The organism is Tetzosporium hominis (assembly GCF_002265435.1).
Taxonomy (GTDB): Bacteria; Bacillota; Bacilli; order Bacillales_A; family Planococcaceae; genus Chryseomicrobium; species Chryseomicrobium hominis.
In genome coordinates this window covers 1-268 of record NZ_NOKQ01000320.1, presented here as the reverse complement: position 1 = coordinate 268, position 268 = coordinate 1, and the positions used below count along the sequence as shown (strand labels likewise).

Sequence of the window (268 nt, the reverse complement as noted above, 5' to 3'; positions counted from 1 at the left end):
GAAGTGTTCGATTCCGTCGAGCACATCATCCAGGCTGTTTGTCAGCTGAAGGATATCTTCGCGTTCAATAGGAGTGATGAACGCTTTGTTAAGCTCTTTAATCATGACATGAACATGATTGTCACCTTTTGTTTCAAATTCTTTTAACGTATCTGCGAATTCTTTAAGCGTCGTTTGGTTTGTGACCTTAAAGTTCACAAAATATTCGGCAGTTTCGTCTATATTTTTTGCGATTTCTGTTAAAAGGAGTGAGAACTTATCTTTTTTT

1 protein-coding gene is annotated in these 268 nt (G+C 36.9%); it reads right to left on the bottom strand.

Going from position 1 to position 268, the window contains the following annotated elements:
* Positions 1-268 (bottom strand): DUF47 domain-containing protein (locus CF394_RS14090; protein WP_133079852.1); only part of this gene is annotated, 268 nt, incomplete at both ends.